This is a genomic window from Sphingobacterium psychroaquaticum, from assembly GCF_004421025.1.
GTDB classification, from domain to species: domain Bacteria; phylum Bacteroidota; class Bacteroidia; order Sphingobacteriales; family Sphingobacteriaceae; genus Sphingobacterium; species Sphingobacterium psychroaquaticum.
In genome coordinates this window covers 1,723,042-1,739,348 of record NZ_CP038029.1, presented here as the reverse complement: position 1 = coordinate 1,739,348, position 16,307 = coordinate 1,723,042, and the positions used below count along the sequence as shown (strand labels likewise).

The 16,307-nt window shown below is 42.0% G+C and carries 11 protein-coding genes and 1 tRNA gene; 5 read left to right on the top strand and 7 right to left on the bottom strand.

All coding sequences use genetic code 11. The annotated features are described in order from the left end of the window. The first annotated feature begins 56 nt into the window (after nt 1–56). The 4 genes from E2P86_RS07170 to E2P86_RS07155 all read left to right on the top strand — a co-directional run bounded on the left by E2P86_RS07170 (nt 57) and on the right by E2P86_RS07155 (nt 8,882). Nucleotides 57–1,232 carry a FecR family protein gene (locus E2P86_RS07170; RefSeq protein ID WP_134431906.1) on the top strand — a complete coding sequence of 392 codons (1,176 nt, stop codon included), beginning with the start codon at nt 57–59 and terminating at the stop codon, nt 1,230–1,232. 143 nt (nt 1,233–1,375) lie between these two features. Next, nucleotides 1,376–4,714: a TonB-dependent receptor gene (locus E2P86_RS07165; protein WP_134431903.1), complete on the top strand. Its 3,339-nt coding sequence runs from the start codon at nt 1,376–1,378 to the stop codon at nt 4,712–4,714. 19 nt (nt 4,715–4,733) lie between these two features. Next, the gene (locus E2P86_RS07160) at nt 4,734–6,368 is read left to right on the top strand and encodes a RagB/SusD family nutrient uptake outer membrane protein (RefSeq protein WP_134431900.1); all 1,635 of its coding nucleotides are present in this window, start codon (nt 4,734–4,736) and stop codon (nt 6,366–6,368) included. 24 nt (nt 6,369–6,392) lie between these two features. Beyond that, entirely contained in the window at nt 6,393–8,882 is a 2,490-nt protein-coding gene (locus E2P86_RS07155; RefSeq protein ID WP_134431897.1) for a zinc-dependent metalloprotease, read from the top strand. A gap of 44 nt (nt 8,883–8,926) precedes the next feature. Here the strand turns inward: E2P86_RS07155 and E2P86_RS07150 are convergent, their stop codons facing one another. Together E2P86_RS07150 and E2P86_RS07145 are read right to left on the bottom strand one after the other, a co-directional pair. Further along, nucleotides 8,927–10,111, bottom strand: a complete 1,185-nt coding sequence (locus E2P86_RS07150) for an MFS transporter (RefSeq protein WP_134431894.1) — start codon at nt 10,109–10,111, stop codon at nt 8,927–8,929. A gap of 8 nt (nt 10,112–10,119) precedes the next feature. Then, nucleotides 10,120–11,262, bottom strand: a complete 1,143-nt coding sequence (locus E2P86_RS07145) for an Atu1372/SO_1960 family protein (protein WP_134431891.1) — start codon at nt 11,260–11,262, stop codon at nt 10,120–10,122. An 80-nt stretch (nt 11,263–11,342) separates the two neighbouring features. Here E2P86_RS07145 and E2P86_RS07140 point away from each other — a divergent pair, with 80 nt between their 5' ends. Beyond that, the gene (locus E2P86_RS07140; protein ID WP_134431888.1) at nt 11,343–12,140 is read left to right on the top strand and encodes a helix-turn-helix transcriptional regulator; all 798 of its coding nucleotides are present in this window, start codon (nt 11,343–11,345) and stop codon (nt 12,138–12,140) included. Here E2P86_RS07140 and E2P86_RS07135 read toward each other — a convergent pair. From E2P86_RS07135 to E2P86_RS07115, 5 genes are all read right to left on the bottom strand, one after another. Next, on the bottom strand, nt 12,137–13,063 hold the full coding sequence (locus E2P86_RS07135) for a DUF6268 family outer membrane beta-barrel protein (RefSeq protein WP_134431885.1): 927 nt from the start codon (nt 13,061–13,063) through the stop codon (nt 12,137–12,139). The two genes, E2P86_RS07140 and E2P86_RS07135, sit on opposite strands and share 4 nt — an antisense overlap. Nucleotides 13,064–13,235: 172 nt before the next feature. Next, nucleotides 13,236–13,320: transfer RNA gene (locus tag E2P86_RS07130), tRNA-Ser, on the bottom strand. Nucleotides 13,321–13,410: 90 nt separating this feature from the next. Beyond that, entirely contained in the window at nt 13,411–13,935 is a 525-nt protein-coding gene (locus E2P86_RS07125; RefSeq protein WP_134431882.1) for a YceI family protein, read from the bottom strand. A 180-nt stretch (nt 13,936–14,115) separates the two neighbouring features. Next, the gene (locus tag E2P86_RS07120) at nt 14,116–15,462 is read right to left on the bottom strand and encodes a sigma-54-dependent transcriptional regulator (protein ID WP_134431879.1); all 1,347 of its coding nucleotides are present in this window, start codon (nt 15,460–15,462) and stop codon (nt 14,116–14,118) included. 73 nt (nt 15,463–15,535) lie between these two features. After that, the gene (locus E2P86_RS07115; protein ID WP_085472743.1) at nt 15,536–16,300 is read right to left on the bottom strand and encodes a sulfite exporter TauE/SafE family protein; all 765 of its coding nucleotides are present in this window, start codon (nt 16,298–16,300) and stop codon (nt 15,536–15,538) included. Nucleotides 16,301–16,307: the final 7 nt, after the last annotated feature.

Genomic DNA, 16,307 nt, shown 5'->3' with positions numbered 1-16,307 from the left:
CCTTATCCCGTTTTCTACGTCTGTCTATAATGGGAGCGCTTTAGCTACAGCTGTACATGAATAATAAATTAAAATTCGAAGATCTATATACAAAATACCTTCAGGGGCAATTAACCGCTGAGGAGTTACTGGAATTTATCCAACAGTCTAATGATCCGGCGAATGAAGCTACCTTTTCGGAGCTTGTGAACGAAACATTTCATACGGATAAGAGTGCTTCCGATGCCTTCCATACCGGACAAGCGTTTCAGCGTTTCCAATCTACGATAAAAGGACTGCAAGCCCCAGAAGAAACACATCCCCAGATACGGAAGCAAAAACGTTCGTACGGTCAAATTTGGAAGTATATTGCAGCGGCATGTATGGTATCGTGTTTCATTTATTTAGGAAGTAATTATTTCCGTGAAAGCAAACCAACACATCCCTACCCTACGTATAGTCATATGGAGGAGGTACAGCCTGGAACAAACAAAGCTTTTCTAAAGACTGCCGATGGAAAAGAGATTGCCTTGGGCGCAGAAGGAGCACTTCGCGTTGAAAATAATCGTTTGATCGATGCAACTGGAGAACAGATTCAAAACGAAGATAATACCAATACATGGCAGACTCTTGTTGTTCCAACAGGGGGACAATACAAAATGATACTCGCTGATGGTTCCAAAGTTTGGTTAAATTCAGCATCCAAGATGACCTTTACCAAGCAGTTTAATGGAAGTAAAAGAATAATAAAGTTAGAAGGAGAAGCCTATTTTGAGGTAGCTCATAATGCGCAGAAGCCTTTTATAGTCGAAAGTAACGAACAGCAAGTGCAAGTTCTTGGCACCAAGTTTAATCTATCGGCCTATCCGGATGAAGCAACTGTTACCACCCTCGTGGCGGGGAAAGTCAATGTATCAGCCTTTGGACAAAACGAAACGTTGATCCCCGGAATGCAGAGCATAAATTCGGCGTCCCACCTAACAACAAAACCAGCTAATATGGAGGTTGCTTTAGCCTGGATGAATGACCGTTTTGTTTTTGTACGAGAACCCTTACCACAGATTATTCAAAAGCTTTCGCGTTGGTACAATGTTGATATGTATATCGCTTCTGGTTCTGAAGCATTAAATAAGAAAACATTTAGCGGTTCTTTAAGCAGAAATACACCACTAACAGAAATATTAAATCTATTTAAAACAACCGAAACCATCAGGTTTGAAATGAAAGAAGGGAGGGTTCGCTTGATGATGTAGTATGTACTAATCCAAATAAAAAACCAGAAGTGATCAACACCCCTGGTTTACCTAGACTAAGAATTAAAAGCATTGTGCTTTAAGGTTAACCCTTCGAAAGTAACACCTAACACTAGCTTAGAACACCTAATTATTTCAAATATATGAAATTTAATGCAGCCCTATTGATGGCTGTGACATTCTCACTCGTTTCTTTTCGAGGAGAAGCGCAAGCCATAAATATCAAGGGAAATAATCTACAAATTGAAAATCTAATTAAAGAGATTCAAAAACAATCAGGATATAACTTTCTGTTTGATGATCAGCTTCTTGCCGGAACGAAGGCGAAGCAGATCGACATTAAAAATGCATCCGTAACACAAGCTTTACAGGCCATTTTTGAGCACACCAATATTAGTTATGTCGTGACCGACAAAAATATTGTCCTAAAAAAGAAAGCGAAAGCAACAAATTCGACAACAACGACCAAACAACAACAGGAAAAGATACGTAAAGGTACGATCCAAAATGATCAAGGGACGGTCCTTCCCGGCGCAACGATTCGAAACAAACGTACAGGCGCTATTGTCGTTTCGGATAGTCAAGGAGAATTCGCAATTCCTGCCGAATCTGATGATATTCTTGAAGGGACTTTTTTGGGATACCAACGTAGCGACCTGAAGATCAAAACGGACGATACAACGGTTCGAATTGTCCTTTCTAAAGCGGTTACCGAACTCAGTGACATCGTTATCGTGGGTTACGGTGCGCAACAGAAAAAACTTGTTGCCGGAGCGATAAATACCATAAAGGGGGAAGAACTGGCACAGTCTCCTGCCGTTAATTTATCCAATACCTTAATGGGTAGAGCACCGGGTTTGACCTCTACGATGACCTCGGGTGCACCCGACCGGGACCGCGCAACATTAAAAATTCGGGGTATGGGCGAAGCATTGATCGTAATCGATGGTGTTGCCCGTGAAGGACAAGGGATTATCGGAATGGAAATCGATAAACTTGACCCCAACAGTATAGAAAGTGTTACCATATTAAAAGATGCCGCAGCAGCAGTATATGGAACACGTGGTGCAAATGGCGTGGTTTTAATCACGACAAAAAAGGGAACCCGAGATAAACTCGAAATTGGATACAGTGGACAATTGGGGTTTCAGGAAAGCACGCGTTTACCTCGTTTTCTAGACTCATATCGTTACGCATTACTCAATAATGAGATGTATGACAATGATATCGCTGAACGTGGTACTTCCCCAAAAACCAAGTATACAGATGCTGAATTGCAAAAGTTCCTTGACGGATCTGACCCGAATCGCTACCCCAATACCAATTGGTATAAAGAAGTATTGAATACCACTGCGATGTTGCAAAAGCATAACGTCAACATTAATGGCGGTTCTAAAAATGCACGTTATTTTGTCAGTGGTTCTTATACCGATCAAGATGGTTTAATGAAAACATCAGGACTGAAACGGTATGGATTGGTAAGCAATACCGACTATGATATCACAAAGAACACGAACCTAGCTGTCGGAATCAACTATATCACCGAAACAGCAAGTAACCCCTCTGCGTATGCAGAAACAATCTTTAGTCGTTTGGCATCCTTGGGCTCGATTTCTCCGGCACAGTTTACGAATGGTTTTTATGCGTACTCTGGCTTTTCAGGAAATCCTAAAACTGACGTAATGCCGGAGAGTGGTTACAATCGGACAACTAGAAATGTATTTACCGGTTCATTTAGACTGACACAGCAAATTCCTTTTGTAAAAGGTTTATCGGCCGGTGCAGCAGTGACCGTAGATCGTAACAGCTCTTTCCAAAAAGGATTCACCATTCCAGTGCAACAATACACCATCGCACAGAACACCGATGATTATACGTTGCAAAATGGAACGGAAAAGCCATATCTCGACCAAACATATAACCAAAATAACAACGTGAATGTTCAAGTTCGAATGAACTATAAACGAAAATTTGGTGCGCATAATGTAGATGCAATGGCTTTATATGAACAAAACGAGTTCAAGAGTGAGATGATGAACGCTTCGCGTAGCAACTACCCCGTTTCCAGTCTAGACCAACTTTTCCTGGGCGATGCAAGCACACAAAAGAACCTAGGTTCATCCACCGAAAATGCAAGACGTAGTGTGGTAGGAAGACTTGTGTATAGCTATAACCAACGCTATATCGTTGAAGGAAGCTTCCGTCATGACAGCTCTCCTTATTACCCGAAAGGTAAAAGAGATGCCTTTTTCCCTGCCGTATCTGCCGCATGGATTGTTTCTGATGAGCGTTTTATCAAAGACAATTTCTCCTTTGTGGATAACTTAAAACTACGCTCTTCGTATGGTCGTCTTGGAAACGATGGTGGAAATCTATATACCTACTTTTACAACTACGCTGTAGTACCAGCAGGATATGTCTTTGGTACAAGTAACACCATTACACCATTGACTCGTATATCAAACCTAACTGTGCCAAATACTAATATTACATGGGAAAAGGTCGATGCGTTCGATATTGGATTAGATGCGATACTTTGGAAAGGTAAGCTTGGATTTGAAGTTGATTACTACAACAAGAACAAATTTGACATCCTACGCTCTAGATCCTATGATGTACCCCTTTCTTTCGGTATAACACCTGCACTTCAAAACTTCGCACGGGAACGGTATTATGGTTACGAAGCTGCCGTATCACACCGTAGTAAGATCAAGGACGTACAAATCAATGCGCGTTTAAACATGACCTATACCAAAAGTACAGTAGTAGATTATGGTGAAAATGATGCCGTCTTACCGGGTAACCGTCAAGAAGGAAGCACTGTCGGGATGGTACGGATCTTAAAGGCAAATGGTATATTCAAGGATGAAGCCGATGTCGCAAACTGGCCAAAATATTTGAGTAGTCCGAATGGAACGCCAATCACACCTAAACCGGGTGATATCCGATATGAGGATATGAATGGCGACGGTGTTGTTGAACTCTATAGCGGCAGCCCCGACCGTGCCTTCGAAGCGCAATATATTAACCCACCGACCGTATACGGACTTAATCTAGGTGCGAGCTGGAAAGGGCTATCTGTCGATGCTTTTTTCCAAGCCTCTACGGATATTTTCATCAACTATACAGCAGCCAACGATATTGCAAATTTCTATGAGCTGCATATGGATAGATGGACACCGGAGAATCTTAATGCGAGCTACCCGCGCCTGTTATCCAATTACGAAAATAACAGACTCCCTTCCACATTCTTTGTGAAAAATGGGAATTACCTGAAGCTTAGAACCGCACAAATAGCTTACACCGTTCCATCGGCATGGTTAACACGTACTGGACTTCGTTCTGTAGGACTGACGCTGCAAGGGCAAAATCTATTTACGATCAGTAAAAACAGACGCTACGATCCAGAATCTACCGGTGCAACAGCTAATCTCTATCCGCCACAGCGTATTTTCTCTTTTGGTGTACGTGTCGGTATTTAATATTAATTGCATTTGTCTAATGAAAAGAATAAACAATATAGCTCGAATACTCTTCTTGGCAGGCCTCACCACCATGACCTCTTGTCAAAAAGATTTTCTCGACCGCAAACCGTTAAATTTGGTTTCTGAAGAAACCGTATGGCAAGACCCTGCCTTAATCAAATTATCCATCAATGAATTTTACACATTCTTAAACACAGGGTTTACCAATACATACCTGCCCGGAGCCATCACTGATGACCTCCAATTGATCGGTTCAGAAGAACGTAAGTTGATTGGTTACCTCAGTGGTGATTTCTTTAACACGACCTTCCCAGAGCGTAACCTTTGGAAAGACGCGTACGCACAGATACGTAAGGTAAATTACTTTATTGGACGTGTAGAGCAAACCAACGTATTGAACGATACCGATCGCAAAACGTTATTGGGACAGGCTAGGTTCTTCCGTGCCTTTATCTACTTTCAGTTATTCTCTAACTTTAAAGACGTACCGCTTATTACGCGTTTGCAGCCCATAGAAGAGGCTGAAGACAAGCCGTTGAAGGTAAGTCATGAAGACGGCATGGCTTTTATCGCAGCTGAACTCGAAAAAGCAGCAACGGAGCTTCCTAGTACATACAGTAAGGAAGAATGGGGACGCATCACCAAAGATGCTGCCTTAGCTTTCTTAACACGGGTATTAATCTGGGATGCCAGCCCACTGAATAATGAGGACAATAGCCAACAGCGCTGGCAGAAGGCTGCAGATGCAGCATCGCGTGTAATAAGTGGGCAAGCTTATGATCTTCAAAAAGAATACACCAATGTCTTTTTGACTAAAAACATCATGACACGTCCTGAAGTTATACTCGAGTCCAGATATAATGGCTTGAAAGGAGAAAGACAACACGCTTTTGATAAAAACAATAGCTCGACTGGATTTGGTGGAAAAGGAATCAACTGCCCGACCCAAGATCTAGTAGACGCCTACGAGATGGCCAATGGAAAAGCTATTACGGAACAAGGTTCAGGCTACGATAAAGCAAAACCTTACGTCGGTCGTGATCCTCGTTTTGATAAAGCGATATTACACAATGAAAGCTTGTTTAAAGATCGTAAAATTGAAACATTTACGGGTGGCCTTGATATGCCTCGTACAAACCCTACACCTACCGGTTACTACATCCGTAAATTTATTGATGAAAAATTCGATTATAACAAAGATGCGTCGGCAGGTAGTAGTACCAATTGGGTCATTATGCGTTATGCCGAGGTCCTGTTAAATTTCGCAGAGGCACAAAACGAAGCAACAGGTCCTACACAAGCTGTTTACGAGGCTGTAAATGCTATCCGCAAACGTGTCAATATGCCGGAGCTTGCAAAAGATCTTAATCAGGAACAAATGCGCGTCAAAATTCGTAACGAACGCCGTATTGAACTTGCCTTTGAAGACAATATCAGGTACCAGGATCTACGTCGTTGGAAAGCCGCAGAAACGATGCTTAACAAATCGGTATCAGGCGTTACCATCACCAAAAATAACGATGGTAGCTTTAAATACGCACCAAAATCAGCCGGCACACGTGTCTTTACCACTAAAAACTACTGGATGCCTATCCCATTAGTTGAACTTGGCGTCAACACGAATCTAAACCCACAAAATCCGGGTTGGTAATTATTATTCGTCCTAAAATTAAAAATGAAACATTTAAATAAAATTACGTTCACCCTTGCTGCGCTTGCTCTCTCCATGGGAGCAAGCCATGCGCAAGGCAAATGGTCCGGACTGGTAAAAGTATCCGAAAAAACAGAGGAAACTAAAAAGGATACGGAAAAGACAAAAAAGGAAAAGATTAAAAAGTTTGAAGACCTGATCGACAATACCGCGATCAAGTCAAAAGGTCTTTTTAACACCTACCATGTAGCCGACAAATATTACATGGAAATTCCGGACAGTTTACTTCACCGTGATATGTTGGTCGTTACCCGTTTTACCCAAACCCCTGTTGGTCTTAAAGAATACAGATCACAGTATGGCGGAGAAATGATTAACGATCAACTTTGGCAATGGCAGCGACACCAGAACACCATCTTTCTACGTGTACCAAGTTATGCATACATGGCTTCTGGCAACAGTGATATTCACCAAGCTCTTGCCAACTCTAATGCGATGCCAATTCTAGCAGCATTTGAAATCAAAGCTTTTAATGAAGGTGGAAAAAATTACCTCATTGATGTAACCGACTTTTATAACGGCGAGATTCCAGGGATGCAAATGCCTGAGAATCTAAAGAAAACCTATAAGTTAGCTGGCATTGATGCCGCCCGTTCTTATATCGATACCATCAAAGCGTTTCCAACGAATATAGAGGTAAAAACGGTAAAAACTTTCAAATCACCAGACCTGCCGGCAGATAAAACTGTTGGGGCGATGACCTTTGGCTTAAATACATCGATGGTCTTATTGCCAAAAACACCAATGCAACCTCGTTACGACAACCAGCGTATCGGTTATTTTGCAAATCGTAAAATGGATTTCGGGGCCAACGATCAAAAAGTTACGGCAAAAGCATTTATTCAACGGTGGAGACTTGAGCCTTCCGATGCGGAAGCCTATGCACGCGGCGAACTGGTAACTCCGAAAAAGCAAATTGTTTATTACATTGATCCGGCCACACCAAAAAAATGGGTTCCCTACTTAATTGAGGGTGTGAACGACTGGAATACGGCTTTCGAGGCTGCTGGCTTTAAAAATGCTATCGTCGGTAAAGAAGCTCCTTCCCCACAAGAAGACCCTGAATTTAGTACCGAAGATGCACGCTATTCTGTGATCCGCTACTTCGCATCTGAAACAGAGAATGCGTATGGTCCGCGAATTTCAGATCCTCGGTCAGGCGAAATTATTGAAAGCCATATCGGTTGGTACCACAATGTGATGTCTCTCCTACGTAATTGGTTTTTTGTACAAACAGCAGCTATCCATGAGGGTGCCCGAGGTGCAAAATTAAGCGATGAGCAGATGGGCCAATTGATTCGTTTTGTATCGTCACATGAGGTTGGTCACACATTAGGTTTATTACATAATTTTGGATCAAGCAGTGCGTATGATGTGGATTCGTTGCGTTCACCGGCATTCACGGAGAAATATGGTACAGCGCCGTCCATTATGGACTATGCTCGTTTTAACTACGTAGCACAACCGGGCGATGGAATTAAGAATATCTACCCTAAAATTGGGGAGTATGACCGTTACGCTATTGATTTTGGGTACCGTTACATGCCGCACCTAAGTCCGGAACAAGATGCCTCGTGGTGGGAAAGACACATTCAAGAGAAAATCAAAAATCCGGTGTACTATTACGGTAAGCAAGGTTCTATGGATCCGCGCGCACAAAGTGAAGATTTAGGGAATGATGCCGTGAAAGCGAGTGACTATGGGATAGCTAACCTGAAATATATTCTCCCTAACCTGGAGAAATGGACTTTCGATAAGGACGATAATCTAAGCAGTACGAAAGAGTTATACCTTGAGGTAATGCGCCAATATCGTCGCTATGTAAATCATGTTGTCGCAAATATTGGAGCGATGACAGAGGATGTAAAAACTATGGGCGAGAAAGGTGCCGTTTTCAATTACGTTCCCAAAGATAAGCAACAAGCGGCCGTTGCCTTTATCAATCGTCAGGTTTTCCAGACACCGACCTGGTTATTGGATAGTACCCTGATGTCACGTGTAGACTATGGTATTATGGTCAACAAAGTGGTTGAAATGCAAAATCAAGTTTTAACATCACTTTTAGAAACATATGGCTTTGCCCGCATGTTGGATGATGAGTTTAAAAACGGAAACAAGGCGTATAAAGTAACCGATCTTCTGAACGATATCGAAGCGCAGATATTTAATAGCCCGGTCAATGATGTATTCAGCAGAGGCTTACAACGGGCGTACGTAGATCGTTTAGGCGTCCTCTTAAAGTTAGATAAACCTGTACAGGAAACCATCTATGCGGCTAGTGGATTAACGCCATATAACCCGAATCTTTCCGACATGCGTATTATTATGCATAGTGCGCTAAACCAAGTTGAAAAAAGAATCGCAAAGGCAGCCAAACGTGCAAGCAATTTTGAACAAGAACACTACAATGATCTTTTAAATCGAATCACACAGATTAAAAAGATAAACAAATAAAATAAAAAGGTGGGTAGCAGCAGCTATCCACCTTTTTTATGTGATTAATCTTCAATAAAACGTTGCCTGGCTGCTTTTGCACCAAAATAAACCATTAGGGTGATGGTTACCAATAGGAAATAAAAAGAGCTTTGCCACGAAGGATCTCGTTCATACAGCAAGCCAAATATAGGCGGTCCAATTGCGGCGATCAAGTACCCGACCGACTGTGCCATCCCGGATATTTTAATGGTTCCCTCCATCGTCTTACTTTTCAAGGAGAAAAAAAGAATGGCAAGACTAAATGCCAATCCGCTGGCACCTCCCATCAGAATAGCGGTAGTATAAATAAATGTACGCTTACATAGAATAAGCATACCTACTCCGGAGAACATCAAGATACCTACGGCATAAATAAGCACCTTTTGATCTTTCATTTTTGAGGCAATAACAGGCGCAATAAACATAACAGGGAGCATGGCCATTTGGATGGTAAACAAGACCATCCCGGTCTCCTCTTTCGGCATGCCATAGTCGACCAAAACAACCGGTAAAAGTGCAACCAAACAATAGTATACCAGCGATTGCCCCCCCATAAAAAAGCTAATATTCCATGCCTGGTTCGATCTAAAAATACGGATGGAATCAACCCGCTTCGTGCGTGTCGCTCGCTGTACCGGTGAGGCCATAAAAGAATCAAGCAGCACGACTAAGAGTGCTAAAACAGACCAGAAAGTCCATACCCCAAGTGATCCTTTCCAACCTAGTCCGGTCCATTGTCCGATGGACAAGCTTAAACCCGAGGCCATTGCGGCAATCAAATTCATCGAAACAGAAAATATTCCCGTCATCAGACCGATATGATTCGGAAAGGCCTGTTTGATATAAGCAGGCGTGGTCACATTACCGATGCATATCCCTAACCCCATAACAATAGAGCCGATATACAACATCGTTACATTTCCATATACCCGCATAGCTAATCCTAAAACAAGTGCGACACAGGTGTAGATTAAACTATGTCTTATATTTCCTTTTCCAGCAATGCGGCTGATCATGATCGAACAAAAAGCGAACACAGCAAGTGGTATGGATGTCAAGAGACTTGCCTCCGAGGTATTCAAACTCAATACCGTTTTTATTTCACTTAAAATAGGTCCTACCGCGGTTATTGGTGCACGCAGATTGCCCGCAACCATAATAATGACCAGGATACCCAAAACAGATATCCCTGATTTTTTATGTATCATAGCAAAGTTTATTGAACCTCGAAAATAGCTTGTATGGAAACAGAAGAACCTAATCGTAAAGATGCAGCCCCCGATGTGTTACGTGTATGTTTCCCTTTTTCTCCAAAAATATCGACCGTAAGGTCGGAAGCAGCATTCATCAGCGCAGCATGCTGTGTATACATTTCTAATGTATTGAAAGCGCCAATTAGCTGTACACATTTTTCAACTCGATTTAGATCTCCTCCTAATGCGTCCCGTAATATGGCCAGTACATTCAGCATCGTTACCCGCGTCGCTTCCTTAACTTGTTCCTCACTCACATCAATACCCAGCTTACCTGCATTGAAAATCTTGCCATCCTTCAACGCAACCTGATTGATAAAAATTAAGTTCCCTGATCGCGAAAAAAGCTCATAATTTCCGACAGCCTTTGGTAGTTCTGGTAGTACAATATTTTTTTTCTGCAATATGGCGTTGATATCCATCTGCTGTTGATTTCCTTCATATGTCTTCTTTGTTGTTACCGTACGTACGCCTTTCATCGCCGCCGCAACCTTCGAAAAATTACGACCTTGCATCTCCGCCACTAAACGCTCGCTTGGACTTGGTCTTTCAACGCCTTTATGAGAGGCTAAACTCGTTGTTCCCAAAACCGTATTTCCTTGCGGGATATCGCGATCAATCTGTTCTGCCCCCCGAATACCATTGGAAACTAAAATCATTCCATGTACCGCAAGCGTATTCCAAAAAGCTTGCACAGCCAGCTCGTTGCCTGCACCGCTACCCGCGGACATAAAAACCATAGCTGGCATTCCCTCTAACCGATGATTTGTCCATAGATCCACCGTTTTAGAAAGAAAATCACTCATAGCCGTACTGATATTTCCAAAATATACCGGTGAACCAAAAGCAATACCGTCATAAGTATCCAATTCATCCACCGTAACAAGGGGTATACTACGTAGTTTCGGATTATCCGATGCTTTCACTTGCTTAATTATCGCTACCGCCCCTTGTTCTGCCTCAATCCCTTTAGCAACTTCCTTTGCCAATTCATAAGTGCCTCCATTATCGGAGTGAATAAGAACCAAAACGGTCGGTTTATTTTCTTGTGCCATAGTCATAAGTGCTAAGTGTAAACTCACTAAGAGCATAAACATTTGTTTCATCTATATTGTGTTTTAAATCTGATTACAAAATTAATACTGTCGTTTTTATTAACTTTGCCAAAAACAACATTTAAAACGCCATGAATAGATGTGGATTAACAGAGGTAAAGGAAGGATGTTATGTGGACGGCCTATCGGCTGATGCCTACGTTTGGTATGAAGAAGACTGGCAGCATGAGGCTAATGAGCATGTTCACCGACGTTATCAATTAACGTATGTGGAAGAAGGGTATCAATATTTCCATATCGGTAAAAAAATCTATCTGGCACCACAAAATCACGTTATCTGGATTCCCTCGGGTGAACCACACCGAACCAGTACGGAGGCGAAGACGGTAAATCTGATGCTTATTCTTTTTCAATCGGTACCGGATCATGACTTTTTTAAGCAGGTTCATCTATTTCCGGCACCGAAAGTCCTGAAAGAAATGCTCTTGTATGCCTCAAAGTGGAACAAAAGATTGTACGACGAAGAAGAGAAGGATATTTTTTTGCAAGCGATGCTAACCAGTTTACCTTCTTTTTGTAATGAAAATAACGCGTTACAGATTCCTATTCCGACCGATAGTCGTCTGATCCCGGTATGTAATACAATTAATATAAATTATCCGTATCATCTCGATATGGAGAATCTAGCTGACGTTGCTAAAATGTCTGTACGCAACTTGCAGCGAACGTTTAAACAAGAAACGGGTATCACCATTCAAAAATACATGCAGCTGATACGCATTCTTAAAAGTATAGCCTACCTCGATACCAATCAATATACACTGAGTGAGATCGCTTTTAAGGTCGGGTACAAAAGCTTATCCGCATTTACGGCATCATACTTTGCAATCATGAAAACAAAACCGAGGCTAAAGAAGAACCTTTCTTAGAACTTCATTTTTAAACCTGCGGAAGCGTAGATAGCTGATTGGAAATAATAATTCTGTTCCTTAAATATACTTTTTAATGTACGATCGTTCATTTGTGCAGGTCGCCAAGCACTTATCCCTCCTGTAAGGGGGATCGAGAGCTTTTTACCAATCTTAATCTCGGGACGTAAGCCACCGATCATGTACATATGTGAAAACATCTTGCCTTCTCCGTCTTGCTCTAAAAGGGCGACTTGTCCGTTCATCTCTCCTATTACACTTATGCGCAAGCTTTTGCCAACGTCGTAACCTGCCGATACAGCGAGTCCATTCATCAGCGCTATGTTTACGCTATACTTTCCTTCGGTTCTCCAGTTTAAGTAAAACGCAGGAAAAAGCATCGGCGTACCAAATGAATTGTTAAATGCAACTCCGCCGCCAAGGTCTAGATTGGGCTTTAGATGCCGGATGAAAACTATACCGGCATTACCTAGGGTATTGTTTAAGCTGATATCCGAAATTTTGGTGCTCGGCATATAGATCCCTCCTCCTATACTTGCCAACATAGACCAGCGATCGTTCAATGGTCTTAAGTGGTTTAGGTTGATGCCTGCGTTTACGATTTCATCCACAACTAACGGCTCGGTAAAGTTTTCGTTGTCTAGTTTAGCATAAGCGCCAGCAACACTTAATGTCCACATGGTGGGACGCTTCTTTTCATTGAGCTTAAAGGATAGAGGTATGTTGATACTGCCTTGATGAATGAGTGCGCCCCCCTTGCTGTCTCCGACTTTTTCGCTTTTTTCGTTTTCCATAAACCGATAGCTGGATTTTCCAATGTATTCGCTCTTTAATTCGACACTGACCTGGGCAGGGCTAATAGTATAACTAAGGGCCATAATCAGCAACAACGATAGTTTCTTCCTACTAAAATTCTCAATCATTTGATTTGTGTTTTAGTTATGACAACTAACATGGTAGATACCCTTGGTATGGTGTTGGTATTTTGGTACTAGAGAGGGTAAGGTAAGGATCGAACCCGGGGGTACTCATCCCTTAACACTATTACACAAAAAAAGTCCAATCTTGTGGATTGAACTTTTTTATATTTTTCTGCGGAGAGTGAGGGATTCGAACCCCCGGACCTGTGACAGTCAACAGTTTTCAAGACTGCCGCATTCGACCACTCTGCCAACTCTCCGCGACAAAAGTACGAATTTTCCCTTTTGTACAAAATTTTATTTCACTTTTCTTGCAAAAAAACACAGCCTAATTGCTATTAAACTGATTTTTAAGACAATGCAAATTGAATATCTCCTTCAAATTTCACCTCACTACTTACCATAACCCCACCAGTCTCCAACGCCGTGTTCCAAGTCAGTCCGAAATCTTCTCTTTTCAATTTACCAGATACCGTAAAACCGATCTTTTTATTTCCCCAAGGGTCTTGTGCTGTTCCACCATTCTCTGCATCAACAACAATGGACTTCGTGATCCCCTTAATCGTAAGATCACCTGTAATATGAAACTTATCCTTCCCTGCCGTTGCGATGTGTGTGGATTTAAAGGTAATTTTCGGGTGCTTCTCACCGTGGAAGAAATCTTCACTACGTAAGTGCTGATCGCGCTGCTCGTTCTTCGTTGTAATTGAATCTACTCCAATACTAACATCAACATGTAAACTTGAAATGTCATCCGGATTACCGGTAACCTCCACATCAAAGTCTTCAAACAGTCCTTTAACGTTCGAAATCATCATGTGCTTCACACGAAATTCAAGCTCGCTGTGTGCTTTGTCTAAACTCCATTTTGCCATTACTTTTCTTAATTAAATGTTGTAACATAAATATACAAGTAAAACTTGTAATTACATAATTATAAGGAAGTACGAAACTTTAATTTACTTTCGCACGACTTTAAGAAAACAATATGTATACCAAAAAAGTTTGTCTAACCAATAAAAATAAATAGTAATAAAAGCAGCCCCAGCTAGAGGTTATAATTTATATTCATCAATCTTTCGATACAGTGTTGCTACGCCTATTCCCAACAATCGAGCCGCCTCGGCTTTATTACCGCCGGTATGTTTCAATACCTGCTGAATATGTTCCCGTTCCATAGTTGTCATGGCATAATCTGCCCCTCCGCTATCGATAATTTCGGCGCTACGTCGCCGCATATCAAAAGGCAAGCTATCTACGTCAAGCAATGATCCGTTGGTAATAATCATGCTCCGCTCAATGGTATTTCTGAGTTCGCGGATATTTCCTTTCCAGGGATTATCCTGTAATATTTGAAGGTATGCTGGGCTGAAATTAATCTCCTTTTTACCCAAACGTGATGCATCTTGTTGTGCAAAGAACTTTGCCAAAAGAGGAATATCTGTCCGACGATCTCGCAACGGTGGAAGCGAGATTTCAAAAACCGACAAGCGATAATAGAGGTCGGCGCGAAAGTGTCCAATTGAAACTTCAGTTTCTAAATTGCGGTTCGTCGCGGATATAATCCGTACATCAACTTTTGTAGGCTGGGTGTCTCCAATTTTAAGAAACTCTCCTGTTTCCAGAACGCGCAACAATTTAGCCTGTAGATCCAAAGCCATTTCTCCGATCTCATCCAGAAAAACGGTACCCCGATGTGCTTCTTCTAGCAATCCTTTTTTATCCTTCATCGCCCCAGTGAAGGAGCCGGCACGGTGTCCAAAAAGTTCTGATTCTAAAATTTCACGTCCAAAGGCGGCACAATTTAAGGCTACAAATGCACGCTCGCGACGTAAGCTCTCCGCATGTATGGCTTGTGCAAAAACCTCTTTCCCCGTTCCGGTTTCACCAAGCAGCATAACCGTCGTGTCTGTAGAAGCCACCTTACGCCCCAAATCAATAGCCTCCAACAACACCGGAGACGTACCGACGATCTGATCAAAACTATATTGCTTACCCACCTGAAGCTCCAATTGTTTTACCCGACGTTTCAGTTGAGCTTTATCAATTGCTTTATAAATAAGAGGCAACAACTTATTATTATCATCACCTTTTGTGATATAGTCGAAAGCACCATTTTTCATTGCCTGGACACCATCCGCGATATTGCCATAGGCAGTCATTAAGATGGTTTCGGCAATTTGTTGTCGCTTTTGAATTTCGGGAATGATATCAATACCATTACCATCCGGTAATTTGACATCCGAGACGATTACATCGAAATCATGCTGCTCCAGAAGCTGCATGGCTTTCTTGATGGTTCCCGCTTCCCAGACGTCAAAAGCAGCATCCTCCAACTTAATAATACGTACCAGGAGGCTGCGTAACTTTTCCTCGTCGTCAATAATAAGAATCTTGTTCACCCTTCCCTATTTTAACATGTAATACAATAATCTAAAGTAGGGAATTTTATGCGAGATACCGCATCCCTTCAGGCTACAGGACGATAAGTAAAATGGCAGAAATAGTTACCAGGGTCATGATCAGGTAACGGAATGTTTTTTCAGGAATAACCTTGACAATCTTTATACCGATAAAACCACCTAGAAGAATAAAAGGTACAGCCATAAGGTTCAAGTAGAAGCCTGACCAGCTAAGGTTGTGCCACACAAAAGCTTGGAGCGGTACTTTTGTAAAATTGAGAATCATGATAAACCAAGCGGAGGTCGCAGCAAAGGTTATTTTATCTAGCTTTTTAGAGAGCATATAAACCGATAAGGCAGGTCCGGCTGCATTACCAATCATGGTGGAGAAACCAAGGATGAACCCAAAGAAAGGTGCATACCACTTATTTTCGACAATTAAATTTTGCTTCTCGACCGATAGACGTTCTAACCAAAGCATAACAATAATGCCTGCTATAATGCTGATGCCCATCGTGATTTTAAACGCGGTATCGTCTATTACATTTCCTAGAAGTAATCCTACAATAAGCCCTACTACCGCCAGAGGAAGAAGCTTTTTGACCTCGCTCCATAGAAAAGCTTTTCGGTAGTACAGGACCGCTGTGAGGTCCGCAAAACACAGAAGAATCAAGACAATACCGGTCGAGTACTTCGCACCAAAAAGTAAGGCAAAAAGCGGTACAGTTAATGTCCCTATATTTTGAATTCCAGTCTTCGACATACCAATCAAGACGGCACAAGTAAAATAAAGAACCCAACCCTGTGGGGACGAGATCAGCTGTAGCGCTTCTTGCATCAGTGCA

Coding starts and splice junctions, on each gene's coding strand:
- E2P86_RS07170 (WP_134431906.1), top strand. CDS start 57: ATGAATAATAAATTAAAATTCGAAGATCTATATACAAAATACCTTCAG.
- E2P86_RS07165 (WP_134431903.1), top strand. CDS start 1,376: ATGAAATTTAATGCAGCCCTATTGATGGCTGTGACATTCTCACTCGTT.
- E2P86_RS07160 (WP_134431900.1), top strand. CDS start 4,734: ATGAAAAGAATAAACAATATAGCTCGAATACTCTTCTTGGCAGGCCTC.
- E2P86_RS07155 (WP_134431897.1), top strand. CDS start 6,393: ATGAAACATTTAAATAAAATTACGTTCACCCTTGCTGCGCTTGCTCTC.
- E2P86_RS07150 (WP_134431894.1), bottom strand. CDS start 10,111: ATGATACATAAAAAATCAGGGATATCTGTTTTGGGTATCCTGGTCATT.
- E2P86_RS07145 (WP_134431891.1), bottom strand. CDS start 11,262: ATGAAACAAATGTTTATGCTCTTAGTGAGTTTACACTTAGCACTTATG.
- E2P86_RS07140 (WP_134431888.1), top strand. CDS start 11,343: ATGAATAGATGTGGATTAACAGAGGTAAAGGAAGGATGTTATGTGGAC.
- E2P86_RS07135 (WP_134431885.1), bottom strand. CDS start 13,063: ATGATTGAGAATTTTAGTAGGAAGAAACTATCGTTGTTGCTGATTATG.
- E2P86_RS07125 (WP_134431882.1), bottom strand. CDS start 13,935: ATGGCAAAATGGAGTTTAGACAAAGCACACAGCGAGCTTGAATTTCGT.
- E2P86_RS07115 (WP_085472743.1), bottom strand. CDS start 16,300: ATGCAAGAAGCGCTACAGCTGATCTCGTCCCCACAGGGTTGGGTTCTT.